This window comes from Chitinophaga sp. CC14 (assembly GCF_048957795.1).
In the GTDB taxonomy this organism is placed as follows: domain Bacteria; phylum Bacteroidota; class Bacteroidia; order Chitinophagales; family Chitinophagaceae; genus Chitinophaga; species Chitinophaga ginsengisegetis.
This window is the reverse complement of record NZ_JARBFY010000003.1, coordinates 1,100,972-1,118,567: the sequence shown is the minus strand read 5'-3', so window position 1 is coordinate 1,118,567 and position 17,596 is coordinate 1,100,972. Positions and strand designations below refer to the sequence as shown.

Below are 17,596 nucleotides of genomic sequence, written 5' to 3'. Positions count from 1 at the left end.
ATCATGAAGAAAATAATAGCAGCTATCATCATAACGGGGTTAATGAGTTCCTGTTCCAAAAGTTTCCTGGAAACATTGCCCATCAATACGATTACAGAGGAAGACTTTTATAAAACTCCGGGAGATGCTTACCAGGGACTGGTTTCCGCGTACAGCGTATTAAACTGGGACGGTTACGGCAACATTGCATTAACCTCGGAAATTGCATCCGACGATTGCTTTGGCGGCGGTGGCGCTTCCGACAACGGCTGGAACCAGTGGGATAAGAGCATTAAGATGAATGACCTCAACAGCAATGCCTGGAAGAAATACTACACCGGTATTTACCGCGCCAATAAACTGATCCAGAAAATTGAAGCAGTAGATTTTAAGGGAGATGACGCCACTAAAAACCGTTACATCGGTGAGGCTCACTTTCTGCGGGCGTACTTTTATTTTGACCTGGTGCGCATGTTTGGTCATGTGCCATTGATCACCGCGCCGCTGGAACCCGGTAACTACAGCATTCCACAGGCCAATCCGGACAGCGTATACATGCTCATTGCCAATGACCTGAAACTGGCTGCAGCTAATATTCCGGCTACGCCTTTTACCAGCATTCCTTCCGGCGAATATGGCAGGGCTACCAAATGGGCTGCGGAAGCTTTGCTGGGCCGTGTATTCCTGTACTACACCGGCTACTACAGCAAACCTGATATTGCCGGAGTATTTTCACAGGCAGATGCAATTGCCGCCATTGACGATGTGATCAACAACAGCGGATACAGTCTTGTTCCAAAATACCGGAACCTGTTCCGTGCTTCCGCTGAAAGCACTACTGCCTACGCGGGCCAGAATAATGCAGAAGGCGTGTTCACCATTCAGTATACCTATCTCGGTATGGGTGACCAGAACCAGCAGAATGGTAACCGCATGCAGGTGATGATCGGTATCCGCTCACAGGTGCTGGAGCCATACTACAAGGGATGGGGCGCCGCTACTGTAAATGAATCCCTCTTTCATTCCTATGCTCCCGGCGACAGCAGGCAAACAGCTTCCATTATTTCTATTGCCGGAGAAGGATATGCAGATACCTATAAGCTGGATGATCAGGCGCAATACACCGGCTTCTTTATAAAAAAATATACACCGCTGAAAGATAAAAATGCAGATGACCTCGGTGGTAGTTTCCAGTGGGACAATTTCGACAACTATATGGTGATCCGTTTTGCAGATGTGTTGCTGATGGGTGCAGAGTTAAATCTCACGGCGAATGCAGGCAAGGCACAGGGTTATATCGACCGCGTGCGCGACCGTGCATTTGGCGATCAAACCCATCGCATTACCCTTAGCAATAAAACTCAGATCATGCAGGAACGCAGGCTGGAACTGGCGCTGGAAGGGCACCGCTACTGGGATCTGCTGAGGCAGGGCATGGCGGTAGCCAAACAGGCAATAGATAATACTTCTTCACAGCCGGGTTTCAACGTAAGCTTCCGCACCGAAACAAATGGTTTATTCTCTATTCCTGAAACACAGATCAATTTATCAAACGGTACGATCAAACAAAACACCGGTTGGTGATATTGCCCACTTTAAAAACTACAAAAATGAAACGTCTGCATATATATTTCCTGGGATTAATCACTGCATTGTTTTATGCGTGCAGTCCTTACGAAGACAGGATCACCCCGGCAAATCCTGCCGGCATTCAACTCGATTTTTCCGTTACGCAAAATCCGGATTACGATAACCAGGTAACGCTGGAAAGCAAAACGAAAGATGTAATCCCGTTCTGGGACTACGGTTTTGGTACCACGAAAGAAGCGAAGGCAGTAGTGATCCTGCCTTTTGCGGGCGACTTCTTCGTAAAATATTCTGCTTATGGCGCCGGTGGTCCTAAAACTGATTCTGTAAAAGTTACCGTGAGTGAAAACGATCCGAAGTTCTTTTCCAGCAAACTGTACAACCTGCTCACCAATGGCGCTGATGGTAAAACCTGGGTATGGGCCGTTGATGTTCCCGGTGGTTATTGTTTTGGCAATGGCCCTGGTAATTCCGACGTACCGGCATGGTGGACCGTGGGAAAAGCGGGCCTGATAACCCAGGGTGTAGTAGATGATGAGATGACATTCGATCTTAATAAAAATGCAAACTACTCCATCACGCATAAAGGAGTTACTACCAAAGGTTCGTTTACACTGGATACTTTAGCGCAGAAGATCAAGATCAACGGCGCTGACATCAGTTGGGGAAACAACGTGACCTACAATATTGTTAAGCTGAACGCTAATGAATTGACGCTGGTACAGCAAGGCGATGGCTGGCGCAATATCTGGATATTCAAGCGCAAAGGTTTTGTATTTTAAAAATCCACATTATGGCCCCCGGTGGGAATTTCCCCGCCGGGCTTTTTTTAACAATTATTTTATGGAGATGATAAAAGCGAAAAAATATATCATAAATAATTAAAATACTCAGTATTAATCAATGCTGTTTTGGTTGTTACCTGTTGCCGGTGCTTTTTAGCCCCGGCTATTTTTTTGGGTATATACTATTTTTCTGCGGATCACTTAATTCGTATTTGGTGATTCTTTTTACTATCTTTCAAGACACAACGCCTCTATGTCATGGAAATAAAAGTTCTGACCGCGCCGGGGCTGGGTAGCTCCGGAAAATTACACTGGCAAACATTATGGGAACAATCTATACCCGGAACAAAACGGATTGAGCAAACAGATTGGGATGCGCCGGTTTGCGCCAACTGGGTAGCGCAGATAGAGAAGGCGGTAGCGGAAGCCGGTCCGCAGGTAGTAATAGCTGCACACAGCCTGGCTTGTATTGCACTGGCACATTGGGCGGGGCAAACCAGGAGGAAGATCCGGGGGGCGTTACTGGTAGCGCCGGCAGATGCAGAAAGACCGGGCTTCCCCGCTGAAGCAACCGGCTTCACTCCTATTCCTTTAGTGAAGCTGCCGTTTGAAAGTATTATTGTGGCCAGTACAAATGATACTTTCTGTTCTTTGGAAAGAGCCGCTTTTTTTGCCCGTCACTGGGGAAGCCGTTTTGTAAATGCAGGCGCCAAAGGCCATATCAACAGCGAATCCGGGCTTGGGGAATGGCCGGAAGGACAAAACCAGCTGAAGGAACTGGTGCAGAACTGGCCAACGCTTTAATGCGGTTACCAGCCAATTTTATTCCCTGCCAGCAACGTTTAACCTGTAATTTCACTTTTTTTCATTCCGCTTTTCCACTTTTTCTTTTAAGACCTGAATAGGATATGTTGTTGTCAGAAGTCTTAACTAAATCGATTTTCTTTACCGATAATTAACATAAAGATAAACACGGGCAATACTGCAGGCAAACAGGATTATGCCACCTTTGGCCGCTGAATCTTTAAAACTATCTTTTACCATACAATGAAAAAAGCACTGTTCATTTTATCCGGTGTAATAATGGCTACCGGGGCATCCGCACAAATAAAGCAGTATACTATGGCGCAGGCACACTCTCATAATGATTATGAGCGGGCCACTCCTTTTTATGCAGCGGCATCCCTCCAGTTTGGTTCCATTGAGGCAGATATACACCTGAAAGACGGCGTTTTATACGTTGCTCACGACGCGAGCGCCATACAACCGTTCCGTACCTTTAAGGAACTGTACCTGCAGCCTGTGCTCCGGCAGTTCTCCCTTTACAACGGTAAACCTTATGCCGGCAACGCACCGATGCAGCTGCTGATAGACCTGAAAACAGCAGGCACTCCTACCCTCCAGGCATTACAGGAACTGCTGCTTCCTTACCGCAACTATTTTGACCGCAACACAAATCCCTCCGCCGTAAAACTGGTGATATCAGGCAACGTGCCCCCGGTAGCAGAATGGCCCAAGTATGATCCCATCTTCTTTTTTGATGGCCGGCCTGACAGCGTGTATCCGGCAGCGTTACAGCAACGCGTTGCGATGTTGAGCGTGGATTTTCATTCCTACAGCACCTGGAACGGCAAAGGCACACTGGTGCCGGAAGAAATGAAGGAAGTAACCGCCGTTATCAATAAAGCACACCAGCAGGGATATGCTTTCCGCTTCTGGGGCGCTCCTTCTACCCGCTCTACCTACTACAAACTGATGGACCTCGGCGCCGACTGGATCGGAACCGATCACCCGGAAGAGCTGTATGATGTAATGCACAACACTCCCCGTACTACCGCTTCCGGTATGCCGGTGCATGAAGTGTATACTCCCTCCTTTGTATCTGATGCCACCAAAGTGCGCTCCAAAAACGTGATCCTGATGATAGGCGATGGTACTGGTCTTGCGGAAATGTTTTCCGGCTACACCGCCAATAAAGGTGCGCTGAACATATTCCAGATGAGACAACTGGGTTTATCTAAAACCCAGTCCACCGATAATTACCACACCGACTCTGCCGCTGGCGGCTCCGCAATGGGCACCGGTACTAAAACACATAACCGCGCCATCGGGCTCGACAATACCTACGTATCCATCCCCGTGATCCCTGAAATACTGGCTCCCAAAGGCATTCAGAGCGGCGTGATTGTAACCGAAGAAATTACCGGCGCCACACCTGCTTCTTTCTACGGTCATACCTCCGACCGGGATAGCACCTATACCCTGGAAAAGCAACTGCTCAGCAGCAAACTGCAACTGGCTGTTGGCGGCGGAAGGGAAGAACTGGAAAAGGATTTCGGTGGGCAGCTGGCTTCCTCCGGCATCCGTATCTACGATAACCTGGATAACTGGGACGCCACTACGAAAAACCGTACGCTCGTGATCCTGAGCAATAAGGTAGTCACCTCTATGCGCAACGGACGGGGTAACTACCTGAAAACCGCACTGAAAAAGGCTTTACAGCAACTGAATGCTTCCGGCAAAGGATTTTTCCTGATGGTGGAAGGTTCCCGTATTGATCATGGCGGCCACCTGAACGACCTGGATTACCTGGTGCGTGAAATGCTCGACTTCGATGAAGCAGTGGGAGAAGCTCTCCGCTTTGCCGACCAGGACAAGCAAACCACGGTGATTGTGACGGCTGATCATGAAACCGGCGGCCTCGCCCTTATGGATGGCGATATTGCCACAGGCACTTTACGCGGCCACTTTGCCACCAACGACCATACCGGTATCCCGGTGATGGTGTTTGCCTACGGCCCCAACTCCAACCTGTTCCGCGGCGTTTATGAAAACAATGAGATCTTTCATAAGATGCTGAAATGCTTCGGTAAATAAGGCAGCAGAGGAGGCGCCTTCAGCGCTTCCTCTGCAAAAAAACACCCCAACTCCTCATTTCTTTTTATACTTTTAAAGGCATTTTAAAATTCCGGACATGTCAGCAAGAATCCTATTGCTGCTTACAGGTATGTTATGCCTGCATACAGCGTTTGCACAGGAAACCCGATACATCTATCTTTCAGGCACCGATAAAGACCACACCGTTAACTGGGACTTTCATTGCTCCGGCGGACAACGCAGCGGCAAATGGACCACGATCCCCGTTCCCTCTAACTGGGAACAGCAGGGATTTGGCAGCTACAACTACGGCCATGATAAAGACAAAGCCCATGAACAAGGACTATACCGCTACCGTTTTCCCGCACCGGACAACTGGCGCGAACGGCAGGTAAATATTGTTTTTGATGGCGTAATGACCGATGCCGAAGTAAAAATAAACGGGCGCCTGGCCGGTGAAATACACCAGGGCGGCTTTTACCGGTTCAGATATGATATCAGTAAACTGTTACGCAACGGCAGCAACCTCCTGGAAGTAAAGGTGAGCAAAATGTCGGCGAATGCAGGGGTGAACCGGGCAGAACGGAATGGCGATTTCTGGGTGCTGGGGGGTATTTACCGGCCTGTATTCCTGGAGGTAAAACCATTGATCCATATTGATCGCGTGGCCATAAATGCTACCGCTAAAGGCCATTTCACAGTACAGGCTTTCACTACTCCTTTGCCGGAAGGATACTCCCTCTCCGCACAGGTAACAACCACAGCAGGTCAGCCGGTTCAAGAGGCGGTAACAGTGCCTGCCACAGCCACCCACCCTGCCGCCTATACGTTGCAGCAACAAATTAACCAGCCCGCTACCTGGAGTGCAGAGTTCCCGCACCGTTACCTCGCAGTAGTAGAGATTAAGAAAGATAACCGGACCATACACCGCATCACCCAACCCTTTGGCTTCAGAACCATTGAAATAAGATCACGGGATGGCATATACGTAAATGATACCAAAGTAATCCTGAAGGGCGTAAACCGCCACAGCGCCTGGCCGGAAACAGGGCGCACACTCAGTAAGGATATCAGCATACTGGATGTGAACCTCATGAAAGACATGAACATGAACGCCGTGCGGATGTCGCACTACCCGCCGGATGATCACTTCCTGGATGTATGCGATTCACTGGGTTTGTTTGTACTGGATGAACTCACCGGCTGGCAGGCTGCCTACGATACGGTGGTGGGACGCAAACTCGTAAAGGAACTGGTGGAACGCGATGTTAACCATCCTTCCGTGATTGCGTGGGACAATGGCAATGAAGGCGGGTTTAACCGGGCACTGGATGGCGACTACCACCTGTATGATCCGCAGCTGCGCCCCGTGCTGCATCCGTGGGAAAGATACAATGGTGTGGACACCAAACATTATCCCAACTTCAACTACCTTGTTAACTCCAGCTTGTACGACCAGGACATTTACCTGCCTACCGAATTTATGCATGGCCTGTACGATGGCGGCATGGGTGCGGGCCTGGCCGATTTCTGGGACCGTATGTTACAGCATCCCCGCTGCGCCGGCGGATTCCTGTGGGCATTCAGCGACGAAGGACTGGTACGTACCGATAAAAACGGCATCATTGACACCGACGGTAACCACGCCCCCGATGGCATTGTAGGCCCCCACCGTGAAAAGGAAGGCAGCTTCTATACGATCCGGCAGTTATGGTCGCCGGTACATATATCCCTGCCCGTTATAACGGCAGCATTCGATGGCCGCATACCGGTGGAAAACCGTTACGACTATACGTCATTGTCCGGGTGCCGGTTCAGGTGGCAGCTGCTGCGGTTTACATCTCCCGGAAAAAACAACACAACAGACACCATTGCCACAGGCTCCATTGCGGCGCCTGACCTGGCGCCCCATACCAAAGGCTTTCTGCAACTGTCGCTTCCAAACGGCTGGCAGGATGCTGATGCGTTGTATGTGAGTGTGCAGGATAGTTACGGACGCAGCATCCTCACCCGCAGCTGGCCTTTACAGGCGCCTTCCCGCATTGTGCGGCAGTTCCCGGGCGTTAGCGGCAGCCTCGATATTATGACTGACCATGACACCCTTTCTGTGAATAACGGTACCGGCACTTATTATTTCAGCCGTACTACCGGTCAGCTGTTGCAGATCCATACTCCCAAAGGCAGCATTTCATTAAGCGGAGGCCCCGTACTGGCGGGCGTTTCGCAAGAGCTGAAAGAGTTCAGGTCCGGTACTGATTCCAGTGGTTATTTTATCATCGCCCGTTATGAAGGCAATGGCTTCCTCCAGGTAAAGTGGACTTTCAAACCAGGCATCCCGGCGCAACTGGACTATAGCTACAGCATCAAAGGCGCCACGCCTTTCAGCGGCATTACGTTCCGGTATCCGGAAGAAAAGGTAACGGGGCTGTCGTGGATAGGTGAAGGACCATACCGGGTATGGAAAAACAGGCTGCAGGGACAGCTGTTCGGCAGCTGGTATAAAGCCTATAACAATACGGTGACGGGGGAAAGCTGGGAGTATCCCGAATTTAAAGGCTATCATGCCAATGTGTACCAGGCCACCTTTCATACAAAGGAGCAGCCATTCACCTTTTATACCGGTAACGAGGGTACGTTTTTACAGGTATTTCACCCGCAGGCGCCAAAGGGAGCCGCCAACAACAATACGGCGCCGGCCTTTCCGGACGGGGATATCGGTTTCCTGAGCGCTATTGCGCCGATAGGTACCAAATTCCAGGATGCCGCACAGATGGGGCCTGAAAGCCAGGATAATATAATGCTGAACTATACGCCGGTGAAAGGCACGCTCTGGATCGGCTTACCGTAAGTTTCCGGGGTCCGTTACAAAATTCAGGAAGGCATTGAACTTGGCGTTGTACTTACGTTTGTCCAGCTTGAAGTAAAAGGCGCCACGCTTAGAGCTGAGCCTGTCTTTATCCTTTTGTTTGATCAGCAGGCCGGTAGACAATACCTTGCGGCTGAAGTTACGTTTATCGAAAGTAACATCATACACCGCTTCATACAGCAGCTGTAGCTGGGGAATAGTAAACTTCAGCGGCAACAGTTCAAAAAGGATGGGGTGTATGGCAGCTTTATAGCGAAGCTTCTCCTGGGCCATCTTCACCATTTCAGTATGGTCGAAGATGAGATCCGGCAGCTTATCAAGCGAAATCCATTCCGCATGGTACTCGTCGTTGATCTGCAGTTTGTATTGATTGATATCGATGAGGGCAAAGTAGGTGATAGAAACGGTGCGTTCCACCGGGTCACGGGCCGGTTCGCCGAAGGCAAACAGCTGCTCCATGTATACCCCTTCCAGGCCGGTGAGCTTATTCAAAATCCTTGCAGCAGCGGCTTCAAAGCTTTCGTCTGCCTGTACAAATCCGCCCATCAGGCTCCATTTATTCTTCTGCGGTTCAAATCCGCGCTTGATCAGCAGCAGCTTTAATTCTTCTCCATCAAAACCAAAAATGATGCAATCGACTGCCACCAGCATTCTTGATTGCCCTGAATAACGTGTCATAGCAGCAATTATTTATATAACCCGGCAATTTATGGTTCCCTGCTGACATTAGGAAATTATATTGCAATATTCCTTGTTTATACAAACAGCTGTTGCAACACCGGATCGGTGTAATCGGCCACAAATGCCCGGATATTATTGTAAGCGGCGAACTCTTCGCGTGTATGCATGGTAGTTAACACAATTGCCTCCATACCGGCATTCAAAGCGGCTTCCACACCTTTGGGAGCATCTTCAAATACGATACAATTAGCCGGCGACACACCTAATAACTGCGCACATTTCAGGAATACTTCCGGGTCCGGCTTGCTGGTGGTTACGTCATCGGCACTAACAATCGCCTTCAGGTAGTGGCGGAGGTGCAGGTTGTCGAGCACATAATTAATGTTGAAAGTATTGGCAGCAGAGCCTATTGCCATCGGGATATCAGCGGCAGCGGCTTTTTCCAGGAAGGCCGGAAGTCCTGCAATCAACTCCAGGTGGGGCCTGAAAGCCTCCTGGTATAATACTTCTTTTTCATGGGCTATTTCTTCCATCTGCTGCGCCGTAAAATGATCTTTCCCGAAAACACGCACCAGCAGTTCTTCATTTTTGCCATACATATGGCTTCTTACAATTTCCCGGGGAAGATTGGCGCCCAGCTTGTTCAACATGTTGTACCAGCCTTCCAGGTGATACTCCATATCGTTGATCATAGTACCGTTCAGGTCAAACAGAAATGCTTTTTGCTGCTGGGTCATAATGCCTTTTTTTGTAAGGCGCAAAGATAAGCGAATTTTGTCTGACTCAGTCAAGCTGAGTCAGACAAATCCACGGTCATCCTTATTGTTCCAGCAGCTTTTTCAACCCGGCTTCGTAGTTACTGATCTCCGCGGAGAGCGTATCTACAAGCGGTTTACGGGCGCCTTTGCTGCCTTCAAGCATGATGCCCCACCTGATTACGGAAGTGTCGTCCTTATCAGGTAAAGATTCTACCAGCGCAGTTACGGTAGCATTGGTAATCCCTGCTGGTAACGGTGAAACGATGCTGAACACAAAAAACTTGTACGACTCATGTACCTGTTCAATCACATCGCGGCGCTTCCTGTTATCCGTGAAGGTGATATCACGGTAACGGGTATCGTTTTCGGTGATGATCTGCACGTCTTTAATGGTGCCATTGGCGTAATCCTTTACCTGTGGCAGGTTGCGGATTACGCGCCATATTTTTACCGGAGAGCTTTTTATCAGCGTTTCGTGTGTATAATCCGGGATGATCTTCTGCGCTGCCTGCATTTGCGCCATCGCGGCGGTGCTGCAACAGATTAACAACAGTATCAGTATTTTTTTCATAACTTTTTGAATTACAGGTGATCTGGTCTATTTGCCAAAAATGTCTTCGAGTTTACGGGTCAGTTCTTCGCCGCGCAGGTCTACTGCTACTATTTTACCTTCTTTGTCTATCAGGAAATTGCTGGGTACCGCACGGATATTATACTCCTTCGCCACCGCATTTTTCCAGCCTTTCAGGTCACTTACATGCGCCCATTCCAGGCCATCATCTTTAATGGCTTTCAGCCAGGCGTCCTTTTTATCATCCAGTGATACGGCCAGTATTTCGAGTCCTTTGGCATGATACTTTTCGTAGTTCTCCAGCACATTCGGATTCTCTGCCCGGCATGGCCCGCACCAGCTGGCCCAGAAGTCCAGCAGTACATATTTACCACGGTAGTCAGATAGCTTCACGGGCTTGCCATCTGTATTGTTTTGGGTGAAGTTCATGGCAGTTGCGCCTATGCCGGTTTTCTTAGCGATGGCTTCTGCGGCAGCCATATCTTTTTTCTTCTCACGCGCTTCCACCAGCCAGGGGTACTCTTTTGATAAACGGTCTACTTCCGCCAGGATCAGTTCCTTGTTCCTCAAAGGACTCAGGTAATCCAATGCGTACATCAGCACAGGCGTATGCTGATTCATGCGCACCAGCAACTTAATACGTTTGGACATATCATCGAAGAGGAAGCTCATATGCTCTCCCAGCAAACGTTCCAGCATAGTGTCTTTTGCAAGGGAAGCTTTGTATTGCAGTTGTCCTATGGCAATCGTATTCTGGTAATTGCGGTGGTTAATGAAATTCACCTCGTTGATCAGGTTATTTTCCTCGCTGCCCTCAATAAAAACGTAAGGAGGGTTTTTGATACGTATGGCTGCAGTGTCCATACCGCGGAAGTCGATCTTCAGGTTATCCTTCCCTGCCCAGATGGTAAGCCTGTCTTCCTCAAACTCATTGAGGATATAGAATTGCGGCCGGGTAGCATCGATCTTAATACTATAAGAGCCATCCGGTTTAAGATGAATGGTGTCAATAGTTATACAGTCGTCGCCCACCTGTTTCTGTACACGGAAAGGAAACTTCTGTTGCTGTTCCGCCGGTGGCGGGAATTTGATCTTCCCGCTTACGGTGATAAATTTCTTGGCCTGCTGCGCGGTAGCGGAGGTGGTAATACCTGCTACCAGCAATAGTATCCCGGCCAGGTTGTTCTGGTATTTTTTCATCTGAAAGAAAATAATTTAAAAGATAATTATTGCATGGGCACCATTGGAATGGCTTTCATTTCTTTGGGCGTTCCGGACTTTGCAGCAGGCTTTACATTACTACTGCCAAACAGCTCCGCCAGTTTCTTTTCAATAGCGCCGCTGCCATCGGGTTCAAAGCCTACTTCTTTCATCAGGATTTCGCCATCGGGGCTGATCAGGTAAGTAGTAGGTACGCCGGTAATGGCAAAGCCGCTGCCCGCAATGTTGATATTGTCCAGCGCCTGCTTCCAGGGATTGTTTTCCTGCGACACGGCTTTGAGCCAGTCGGCTTTACTTTTATCAATGGAGATGCTGTAGATATCGAATTCCTGATCTTTATATTGCTGAAACACTTCCCGCATGTGTGGAAAAGACTGGCGGCACGGCGAACACCAGCTGGCCCAGAAATCGACCAGCACATATTTTCCTTTGAACTGGCTGAAGGAAAGCGGTTGATCTTTCTCATCCGGCAGGGTAAAGTTTTTTACTTTTTTGCCTACGGCAGAATTTTTAATGCCGGCTGTAAATTCGTGGAATTCCTTTGCTTCTTTGGTTTTCTTCATGGCTGGCGACAACGCTTCGTAGAGGCGTTCCTGTTGATCGGTGCTCATCATTTGCCGCGCTTCCCCCAGGCTGAAAACAGAGGCAAAGGAGTTGGAATGATCCTTTACCAGCTGCTGGAGCAAAGGCACCAGGTACTGCTGCTGCAAAGCATTTTGCCTGGTTTCAAACTCCGCATACCGTGGATCTTTTTCGGGCAGCCAGGGTTGTCCGAATTCCTTCTTCAGGGTTTCGCTGATCTGCTTCCATGCAGCTGCTTTTGCTTTGTTGTAAGTTTGCAGCAGCTCCACTGCTTCAGAGCCTTTTACCACAGAAGCGTTCATCCCTTTTTCAATATCGGTGGTAACCGTATAGGTAACCGGCTTATCCATCAGGATACCGAAGGGAACGTACATCTGGCGCTGTGCCTGGATGTATTCCGGGTAGAGCATCAGGAATACGGGTTCTGTAAAAGGAATGTTGATGGTATAATGCCCGTTGGTGATCACCGCGGAATCGCGGTAAGTACGGGAATAGATATACATTTTGTTATACCCTTTCAGGTCGCCGGTAATATTGCCCTGCAATACAATCTGCCTGCTCTGGGCCTGGCTGCCCAGGCTTAACAGCAGCGCCGGAAGGATGGTGAATACATTTTTCATCTGCATGTGTTATAATGGTTAATAGGCGGGGTTCTGTTTAATCAGTCCCTGTGTGATATCAATTTCATGTTGCGGTACCGGCAGCGCGAAACGGGTGGCCGGTAACGATGGGTTAGGCGGCGTACCGGTACGGATGGCATCGAAGCGGGCAAACCCTTCAAAGGCCAGCTCCCAGCGCCGTTCCTGCAGGATCCTGTTAATCAGTGCAGCCGGGTTTTCAAAGTCAGCAGCGGTATATACGTGTGGCACGCCGTTTTTCGTATAGGCGCGGGCGTATACCTGGTTCAGCAGGTTGATGGAAGCAGCGTTTACCCCCTGGGTATGCGCCAGGGCTTCTGCGGCGGTAAGCATTACTTCTGCCAGCCGGATCATCACTACGTTATCGCGTATATTCATGTCCGTGAACTTGCGCATCACTTCCTTACCATACAGGTTGAGGCTGTCTTTCCGCTCATCGCCGGCGCCATAGGACGCCACGAAGTCAGGCAACGTTTTATTAAACCCATACACATAATAGATCCCGTTATTATCGTTTGACTTCGACGTTTTATTAAAGCTTTCCGGGAAAGCAAACAGGATTTCATTGCTCAGCGGATAGCTGCCTCTGCTGGCCGAGTTATCCGGCCACAGTGTCCAGAAGTTAGGCTGGAGATGATAGGTATTGCCGGTCATGGCCGCCTGGGCATATGCAGCGGCTTTTTCATACTGCCTGCTGTACAGGCAGATCCTTGCGGCCAATGCGTTGGCGGCGCCTTTGGTAGCCCTGCTACCCTGGCTGAACGCATCCGGGCGCACGGCAGGCAGATCCGGAATAGCGGCATCCAGGTCGTTCAGCATTTGCGTGTATACGGCGGCGTTAGTAGCCCGGGGTATATCCTGCGAACCGTTGTAACCATCAAAGGGAGTGAGTCTCAGCGGCACGCCCATGTTATCCGGCTTTCCCTGCAATGCCCCATCTCCGTATAACCGTAACAGTGACATATAGCAATAGCTGCGTATAAACCTGGCTTCACCAATGATCTCCGCCTGTTTGCCTTTATCAAACCCGGCGTACTTCGGCAGCTGTTCAATGATCACATTACACTGGTTGATGGTCACATACGGGGCCGACCACAAACCGTAATAGCCGTCATCCCGCGGATCAATAGTACCGGTGACCAGGTTCTGATCAAAAGTAGCGGCTATACCCGCGGTAATATCTCCCAGCTGATAACTATTACCGGCGCAGGCATTCATCATCCGCAGGTAAGTGTCTGCGAGATAACTCTGCGTAGTTTGTTCATATCTCAGTAACTCCGATTCTATCATGGTGCCTTCCGGCTTCAGATCCAGTTGCCTGTTGCAGGCGCACAGCGCCAGCAGCAATGCAAAGAGACTTATATGGTAGCTGTATTTTTTCATATCCGGCTCAGTTTAAAAATTTAGAAAGATGCTTTAACGCCCACTCTCCATGTGCGGGGAGAAGGCATGGTAAGCTCATCATATCCCATGCTTAATGCGGAAGAACCATATGCACTCACTTCAGGATCCAGCCCGGAGTACTTCGTGAGGATAAATACATTGTTCGCTTCTGCATAAATTTTTAATGTTGTAAATATGCGGGCACGCTGTAACTGCCGGCTGCTGAAGTTATATCCCAGCAGTAGGCTACGCAGTTTTACAAAAGAAGCATCTTCAAGGAAACGTGAATTTTTCCTGTCGAGCGTATAGTCGTAAGAGGTACCAAAGCCTGCCTGTGCATAGTTGGAGCCATTGATCAGCGCAGGGATATCTGTTTGCTGCCCGGCATACTTCCAGTAATCCAGCAGATCGGAAGAAAGATTGTATACATTATTGGCAGAAGAAGAACTGCCCAGGTAGCTGTACATAGCCGCTTTGGCGCCATTGTATATTTTGTTCCCGGCAGAAAAAGAGAAGAAGCAGTTCAGCTCCAAATTTTTCCAGTTCAGTGTATTGCCGAATCCGCCAAATACCACCGGCATGGCATCGCCCATATATTTCCGGTGTACATAAGGCGCGTCGGGATATTGTTTCTGGATAGGCACTTCAGATACTTTGCCGGTATTATCCACCCAGTTCGGCTGACCATTGGCGGGATTTACGCCACCCCATTCATAGAGATAGAAGGCTGTAGCAGAATGACCTACCCGCCAGAAACGGCTGCCGGATATTTCGTTCTGGGACGCCAGTTGTTCTTCATTGATCTGGTGCAAACGGGTAACGATGTTACGGTTACCGGAGATATTGAAGGTTGTATTCCAGTGAAAATCTTTGGTAGACATATTCTCGCTGGTGATACTGAACTCAATGCCTTTATTGGTAAGATCAGCACGGTTCTGCTGTTGCAGATCGAAGCCCATAAAGTAAGGCAACGCAGATTGCAGGATGGCGTTGGCGGTTTGACGGCGGTAATAATCGAGGGTAGCAGTGATGCGGCCTTCCCAAAGACTGATATCAGCTCCCACATTCCAGGTAGTGGTGCGCTCCCATTCAAGATTGGGATTGGCCGGCTGCTTATTACCGATGGTGGAAATGTTGCCATAAGTAGCGCCATATACATCTACCACATACTGGCCCTGGTTGCCATAATAACCAGTACCGCCATCGTTGCCTGTAAAACCAACACTGGCGCGAACTTTCAGTTGCTCTATGGCTTTTGCCCTCTTCAGGAATCCTTCTTCACTGGGTACCCATCCCAGTGCAAAGGAAGGGAAGCCTACATAACGGTGGTTGGCGGAAAAGCGGGAAGAACCATCCAGGCGATACGTAACCCCTGCCAGGTATTTATGTTTGTATTCATAATTTAATCGGCTCAGGTAAGATACCTGCGCCCACTGCTGTTGCAGGGAATTAAGCACTCTTTTGTCTTTCGCGGTGGAAATACTCAGCATGTCGTTTGTAAGGAACTGTGAGCCATACACGCCGTTGGCGTTTTCTACCGATTTCTCAAAACTCTGTCCCAGCATAGCGCTTACAGCATGGCCATCTCCAATGATCTTATTAATATCAAGACGGTTGTTGATCACCCATTTCCTCAGCTGCTGCTGCGTTTCTGTAGCGGAACCGCCAACCAGTTTGGGCCGTTCGATGATACGGTTATAGGAACGTGAATTGATCCAGTCCACGCCTACATCGGAATGCGCCGTTAACCAGGGACTGAGTTTCAGATCGGCAAACACGTTGCCCAGCACGCGGTTATCGGTGCTGTAGTTTTTTCCTGAGATAGCCTGTGCAACCGGGTTAGACACTTCTTCCGGACCGGTGGGATTATTACCATACAGCCAGTTGTATTTGTAACCGGTGCTATCATATACGGAAATATTCGGGGCTTTCTGGATGGCGTTACGGTATACCTGTTGTGCGCTGAGCGCATTGTTGGTGGCCTGGTTCAGGGACATGCTCACACCTACCTTCAGCGACTTCGACATCTGGTTATCAAAGTTCACACGGCCCTGGTAACGGGTAAAATCGTTGTTGATGATATAGGATTGTTCTTTGTTGTATCCCAGGCTTACGTAGTAATTCGACTTATCAGTGCCGCCGCTCATGGCTACCACCACATTGTTGCTGTTGGCTGTGCGCACTATTTCATCCAGCCAGTTGGTGTTTACGCCTTTGGGAAACTTATAGTTTTTGGGAATATACCAATTGCCTTGTTGCGCTTTCCCGATAGAATCTTTCTGGCGGAAAAGTTCTGTATAAAAATCCGCGTATTGATCGCCGCTCATGATAGACGGGAGTTTGCGGGGCTTGCTGAAAGCCGTGCTGTATTGCACATCTACCCGCATTTTACCGCGACTGCCTTTTTTGGTAGTAATAAGAATTACGCCGGCAGAACCACGCGAGCCGTAGATAGCAGTAGAATAGGCATCTTTAAGCACTTCCACTGATTCAATATCATCCGGGTTGAGCGTAGCCAGCGGATTCTTTTCAAAAGTGGTGGGCTGGCGGTATTCGTTCACTACCTGGTTGCCGCCGAAAGAAAAGCCGGCACTGCTGCCTTTGTTATAGTCAACCGTATTCAGGTTGGGATCAATGCCGTAAATAGGCACGCCATCCACTACAATGAGCGGGGAGTTGCCATTGGCGTTGAGCGTGCTGATACCGCGGATAGTGATATTGGAGGCGGCTCCCGGCACACCGCTGGAAGGTGCAATAAAAACACCGGGGAGTTTACCCACCATTGCTTCATCGATGGTAACGGGTGTTTGTCCGGGATCTTTAGCCGCATTGTAGGTAGCTACTGCGCCGAGCAGGCTGCGTCTTTCCTGCACACCATAGCCGATTACAACGGCTTCCGTTAAGCGGGAGGCTTCCATTATCATCGCTATTTTCTGCTGGGCTACTGCGCCTGGCAATACTTTTACCGCCTGTATAATGGATTTATAACCGATAGATGTTAACTGCAGCGTATAATTCCCCGCAGGCAAGGTGATCTCAAAGGTGCCTTCCGGGCTGGTTACCGCGTAATACCGGGTACCCGTGGCTTTCACGGTAACACCGGGCACCGGCGGCCCCTGTTCTCCATCCGTTACCACTCCTTTTATTTTACCGGGAGTGGGTTGCTGGGGGTTCAATACAGCGGGCGGCGCTGCTTTTCTTACAATCAGCAGCACCCCGTTTTTTTCCACGAAGCTGAGTGGCGTGTTTTCCAGCAGCAACTGCATCACTTTTTCCAGCCGTTCATTTACAAATTTCAGTTTCTTTACCTGGTAGCGAACCAGCTCCTGGTTGTCGTATCCGAAGGAAAGGTGATACCCGGATTCCAGTTTTTTAACGCATGAAGCGAGGGACTCATTCTCAAATTTTTCCGTCACTCTTACCTGTTGTAATAGTTGGCTGTACCCATTATTGGCATACAGGAGGGTGATACCTCCGAGTATAAAAAGGGTGACCATTACGCTCCATCTCATAAGACTTTGTATAAAAGTTAGCGTAAGCGATTTTTGCATATATTTGGTTGATTTTAGTGTTAACTAAATGCATATAACAGTCATCAAGCGTGTCTGCAAATCACTGCCTGACTGTTGTATAACTTTCTAAAAGCCGTATCTGCTCCAACAGATGCG

Annotated in this window: 12 protein-coding genes; 5 read left to right on the top strand and 7 right to left on the bottom strand. The window is 49.2% G+C overall.

Annotation, left to right across the window (positions count from 1 at the left end; genetic code table 11):
* Positions 1-3: 3 nt before the first annotated feature.
* The 5 genes from PV783_RS14620 to PV783_RS14600 all read left to right on the top strand — a co-directional run bounded on the left by PV783_RS14620 (position 4) and on the right by PV783_RS14600 (position 8,076).
* On the top strand, positions 4-1,563 hold the full coding sequence (locus PV783_RS14620) for a RagB/SusD family nutrient uptake outer membrane protein (RefSeq protein ID WP_420988541.1): 1,560 nt from the start codon (positions 4-6) through the stop codon (positions 1,561-1,563).
* Positions 1,564-1,589: 26 nt separating this feature from the next.
* Entirely contained in the window at positions 1,590-2,348 is a 759-nt protein-coding gene (locus PV783_RS14615; RefSeq protein ID WP_111578810.1) for a hypothetical protein, read from the top strand.
* A gap of 261 nt (positions 2,349-2,609) precedes the next feature.
* Positions 2,610-3,155 carry an RBBP9/YdeN family alpha/beta hydrolase gene (locus tag PV783_RS14610; RefSeq protein WP_420988540.1) on the top strand — a complete coding sequence of 182 codons (546 nt, stop codon included), beginning with the start codon at positions 2,610-2,612 and terminating at the stop codon, positions 3,153-3,155.
* Between the two features lie 243 nt (positions 3,156-3,398).
* The gene (locus tag PV783_RS14605) at positions 3,399-5,228 is read left to right on the top strand and encodes an alkaline phosphatase (protein WP_420988539.1); all 1,830 of its coding nucleotides are present in this window, start codon (positions 3,399-3,401) and stop codon (positions 5,226-5,228) included.
* Between the two features lie 97 nt (positions 5,229-5,325).
* Positions 5,326-8,076: a glycoside hydrolase family 2 TIM barrel-domain containing protein gene (locus PV783_RS14600; RefSeq protein ID WP_420988538.1), complete on the top strand. Its 2,751-nt coding sequence runs from the start codon at positions 5,326-5,328 to the stop codon at positions 8,074-8,076.
* Here the strand turns inward: PV783_RS14600 and PV783_RS14595 are convergent.
* From PV783_RS14595 to PV783_RS14565, 7 genes are all read right to left on the bottom strand, one after another.
* Complete coding sequence (locus PV783_RS14595) at positions 8,068-8,772, bottom strand: NUDIX hydrolase (protein ID WP_079468167.1); 705 nt, start codon at positions 8,770-8,772, stop codon at positions 8,068-8,070. The genes PV783_RS14600 and PV783_RS14595 overlap by 9 nt on opposite strands.
* A gap of 77 nt (positions 8,773-8,849) precedes the next feature.
* Positions 8,850-9,512, bottom strand: coding sequence for an HAD family hydrolase (locus PV783_RS14590; protein ID WP_420988537.1), 663 nt, complete (start codon positions 9,510-9,512; stop codon positions 8,850-8,852).
* Between the two features lie 82 nt (positions 9,513-9,594).
* Positions 9,595-10,104 (bottom strand): hypothetical protein, encoded by a 510-nt coding sequence (locus tag PV783_RS14585; RefSeq protein ID WP_420988536.1) that lies wholly within the window; start codon positions 10,102-10,104, stop codon positions 9,595-9,597.
* Between the two features lie 27 nt (positions 10,105-10,131).
* Positions 10,132-11,304: a peroxiredoxin family protein gene (locus PV783_RS14580; RefSeq protein WP_420988535.1), complete on the bottom strand. Its 1,173-nt coding sequence runs from the start codon at positions 11,302-11,304 to the stop codon at positions 10,132-10,134.
* Positions 11,305-11,330: 26 nt separating this feature from the next.
* A complete protein-coding gene (locus PV783_RS14575) occupies positions 11,331-12,527 on the bottom strand; it encodes a redoxin domain-containing protein (RefSeq protein WP_420988534.1) in 1,197 nt (398 codons plus the stop codon).
* Positions 12,528-12,545: 18 nt separating this feature from the next.
* Positions 12,546-13,928 carry a RagB/SusD family nutrient uptake outer membrane protein gene (locus PV783_RS14570; protein ID WP_420988533.1) on the bottom strand — a complete coding sequence of 461 codons (1,383 nt, stop codon included), beginning with the start codon at positions 13,926-13,928 and terminating at the stop codon, positions 12,546-12,548.
* A 20-nt stretch (positions 13,929-13,948) separates the two neighbouring features.
* The gene (locus PV783_RS14565) at positions 13,949-17,440 is read right to left on the bottom strand and encodes a SusC/RagA family TonB-linked outer membrane protein (protein ID WP_420988532.1); all 3,492 of its coding nucleotides are present in this window, start codon (positions 17,438-17,440) and stop codon (positions 13,949-13,951) included.
* Positions 17,441-17,596: the final 156 nt, after the last annotated feature.

Coding starts and splice junctions, on each gene's coding strand:
- PV783_RS14565 (WP_420988532.1), bottom strand. CDS start 17,440: ATGAGATGGAGCGTAATGGTCACCCTTTTTATACTCGGAGGTATCACC.
- PV783_RS14600 (WP_420988538.1), top strand. CDS start 5,326: ATGTCAGCAAGAATCCTATTGCTGCTTACAGGTATGTTATGCCTGCAT.
- PV783_RS14605 (WP_420988539.1), top strand. CDS start 3,399: ATGAAAAAAGCACTGTTCATTTTATCCGGTGTAATAATGGCTACCGGG.
- PV783_RS14620 (WP_420988541.1), top strand. CDS start 4: ATGAAGAAAATAATAGCAGCTATCATCATAACGGGGTTAATGAGTTCC.
- PV783_RS14585 (WP_420988536.1), bottom strand. CDS start 10,104: ATGAAAAAAATACTGATACTGTTGTTAATCTGTTGCAGCACCGCCGCG.
- PV783_RS14580 (WP_420988535.1), bottom strand. CDS start 11,304: ATGAAAAAATACCAGAACAACCTGGCCGGGATACTATTGCTGGTAGCA.
- PV783_RS14570 (WP_420988533.1), bottom strand. CDS start 13,928: ATGAAAAAATACAGCTACCATATAAGTCTCTTTGCATTGCTGCTGGCG.
- PV783_RS14615 (WP_111578810.1), top strand. CDS start 1,590: ATGAAACGTCTGCATATATATTTCCTGGGATTAATCACTGCATTGTTT.
- PV783_RS14595 (WP_079468167.1), bottom strand. CDS start 8,772: ATGACACGTTATTCAGGGCAATCAAGAATGCTGGTGGCAGTCGATTGC.
- PV783_RS14575 (WP_420988534.1), bottom strand. CDS start 12,527: ATGAAAAATGTATTCACCATCCTTCCGGCGCTGCTGTTAAGCCTGGGC.
- PV783_RS14590 (WP_420988537.1), bottom strand. CDS start 9,512: ATGACCCAGCAGCAAAAAGCATTTCTGTTTGACCTGAACGGTACTATG.
- PV783_RS14610 (WP_420988540.1), top strand. CDS start 2,610: ATGGAAATAAAAGTTCTGACCGCGCCGGGGCTGGGTAGCTCCGGAAAA.